Raw genomic sequence first — 2,804 nt, 5'->3', positions numbered from 1 at the left:
TGCTCAAACCACGCTACGCTCAGTTTTGCCACTTTCGCGAAGCAGACAATACGATCATTGATAGTGGTATCGCACTGTATTTTCCGGGGCCGGCTTCCTTTACCGGTGAAGATGTCGTTGAATTGCAGGGGCATGGCAGCCCGCTTGTGATGGACAGGCTCTGTCAGAGAGCGATTGAGCTTGGCGCCCGTATGGCACGTCCGGGTGAGTTCTCAGAGCGTGCATTTCTCAACAATAAGATGGATCTGGCGCAGGCTGAGGCCGTTGCCGATCTGATCGAAAGCTCTACCGAGCAAGCTGCACGCAGTGCGATGCGCTCTTTGCAAGGTGATTTTTCTAATCGTATTAATGCCTTTCTGGAAGAACTGACGCATCTGCGGATGTACGTCGAGGCATCCATCGATTTTGCGGATGAAGAAATTGATTTTCTTGCCGAAGCGCAGGTTGATAAGCAAGTCCAGGATCTTCTGACCACATTAGAGGGCATTACGGGCAGTGCTCGGCAGGGACGGCTGCTACGTGAAGGTATTAGCGTGGTACTGGCAGGTCAGCCTAATGCCGGTAAATCCAGTCTGCATAATCAGTTAGCGGGTCACGATGCGGCCATTGTTACCGATGTCGCGGGGACGACACGTGATGTCTTACGCGAGCAAATCCATCTGGAAGGTCTGCCATTACGTATTTCTGATACGGCCGGTCTGCACGAAGCTACCAATGATATTGTTGAGCTGGAAGGCATACGCCGCACTCAGAAAGAGTTGTCTCAGGCGGATCATATTCTTTTGATTATCGATGACAGTCAGGGCATGACTGAGCAGGATAAGAAAATCCTTAATGATATGCCTACCGATAAACCTTTAACGGTGATTCGCAACAAAATTGACCGTAGCGGTCATGACAGCGGCGAAACGGTAGAAGATGATCGTCACACGATTTTCCTATCGGCTAAAACCGGCGATGGGATGGATTTACTCAGACAACACTTATTCAAGGCTGTCGGATATCATCCTGAAGAAGAAGGTGTATTCATTGCCCGTCGCCGTCATCTTGATGCGCTGGCAAGAGCCAGAACCGCCATTCAAAATGGTTACGACTGCCTCGCCGGGCTAGGTGCAGGCGAGTTGCTGGCTGAGGAGCTTCGTCAGGCACAAAATGCCTTGGGCGAAATAACCGGCACCTTTACCACTGAAGATCTACTCGACCATATCTTTTCCAGTTTCTGCATCGGTAAATAAAATCACTTCCTGAGCATTCCGCTCAAATCCACCTAATTGTTGCGCCCAAAATTAAGCTGTTGCTAGAAAAGTTTGACGCCTTGTGTGGCGGTCGTTGTTATTAATCGGAGCGAAATAAATTAGTCCGAGTGTTCGAACACCAAGGCAATCAGCCTGAGTTTCCCTCAATTTAACGGACACTTTTCATAAGCATGTTTTAACATGAAAGAAAAAGTAGAAGATGAATCAAGTGGGTCAGACACCTTTTATATAGGCACTGGAATACGGTATAGCGCCAACAACGGGCGAGGGAGTTGATCAATTGGTAATGTTGCTGTCTGACTCTCCGTCTATTAGAGATGTTTTGCTATTTTCGCATATGCGGCCAGAGTAGCTTATAAGTTTACAAAGTGCTCAATGGACTTTTGACCCCCTGAGCACCCTGTTTGAGTACATGCGTATAAATCTCAGTTGTTTTTACATCGGCGTGACCTAACTGTTGTTGAACCGTACGAATATCGGCACCAGATTGCAGCAAGTGTGTTGCAAAGGAATGACGAAGTGTGTGACTTCCTACTTGTTTTTCAATCCCGGCTTTCTGGCTGGCTGTTCGTAATATCTTGTTTACATTTGTTTCATCGAAATGATGACGACGTAAGTTTCGTGTGCCGGGCTCATAACTTAGTCGGCTGGATGGAAACAAAAACTGCCACACCAGATTTTTTGGCGCAGAAGGGTATTTGCGTGCCTGTGCATCTGGCATCCAAACACCGGCATATTCAGGATGAAGGCAATCCTCTTCTAATAAGGCTTTCACCCGTGATTTTTGTCTGATGATGGCTTCTTTCAACTCTGGGGCAAGCGTCACTAGACGATGTTTGAAACCTTTGCCATTCCAAACTTGTATTTGCAAGTTATCAAGATCGACATCCTTTACTCTCAACCGAACCAGCTCCATTCGTCGCAGGCCGGAGCCGTAAAGAATTGAAGCCATCAATAAGTGTAAACCCTGAAGTTGGGACAATAACCCGGATACCTCATCACGAGTCAGTATAGTTGGCAGCTTTCGTTGTCTGGATGAACGTTTGAAATCGCCGATTTGATTAAGAGGTTTCTCCAATACTTTGTTGTAGAGGAATACTATTGCATTAAGTGCAATCCCCTGTGTTGCAGCAGCCACGTTACGATGAACAGCGAGATGCGTCAGAAATGCCTCCACCTCATTGTCCCCCATTTCTCGAGGATGTTTTTTCTTATTGAAAACTATGAAATACTTAATCCAATAAAGGTATGAGTCAATGGTTCTGAGGCTATAACGCCGAACGAGCATAAATTCACGAATGGAATTGAGAAATGGTGATGACGACATGGAAATGACCTCCTCCTTGAAGTTCTGGATATACGAAGCCAACCATGGCTATCCCAGAAAATTAATCGTGAATCATTCACGATTAATTAATCAAATAAAATATTACCTGAAAAAAAACATATATTTCAATATCTTATTTATTGTGAATTTTGTTCGTTATATTTATGATTCATTCACGTTAATAATTATTATGAGGTCGCAGACCTCATTAACAGACTGTT

Annotated in this window: 3 protein-coding genes; 2 read left to right on the top strand and 1 reads right to left on the bottom strand. The window is 45.4% G+C overall.

What is annotated here, in order from left to right:
- Both mnmE and ACTF5U_RS12340 read left to right on the top strand, forming a co-directional pair.
- Positions 1 to 1,235 (top strand): tRNA uridine-5-carboxymethylaminomethyl(34) synthesis GTPase MnmE (mnmE, locus tag ACTF5U_RS12345; protein WP_438971933.1); only part of this gene is annotated, 1,235 nt, incomplete at its 5' end.
- A gap of 301 nt (positions 1,236 to 1,536) precedes the next feature.
- The gene (locus ACTF5U_RS12340; protein ID WP_438971934.1) at positions 1,537 to 1,608 is read left to right on the top strand and encodes a hypothetical protein; all 72 of its coding nucleotides are present in this window, start codon (positions 1,537 to 1,539) and stop codon (positions 1,606 to 1,608) included.
- Positions 1,609 to 1,617: 9 nt separating this feature from the next.
- Here the strand turns inward: ACTF5U_RS12340 and ACTF5U_RS12335 are convergent, their stop codons facing one another.
- The gene (locus ACTF5U_RS12335; protein WP_438971932.1) at positions 1,618 to 2,583 is read right to left on the bottom strand and encodes an integron integrase; all 966 of its coding nucleotides are present in this window, start codon (positions 2,581 to 2,583) and stop codon (positions 1,618 to 1,620) included.
- Positions 2,584 to 2,804: the final 221 nt, after the last annotated feature.

Source organism: Methylophaga sp., assembly GCF_965655755.1.
In the GTDB taxonomy this organism is placed as follows: Bacteria; Pseudomonadota; Gammaproteobacteria; order Nitrosococcales; family Methylophagaceae; genus Methylophaga.
This window is presented reverse-complemented; position numbering and strand designations above follow the sequence as displayed.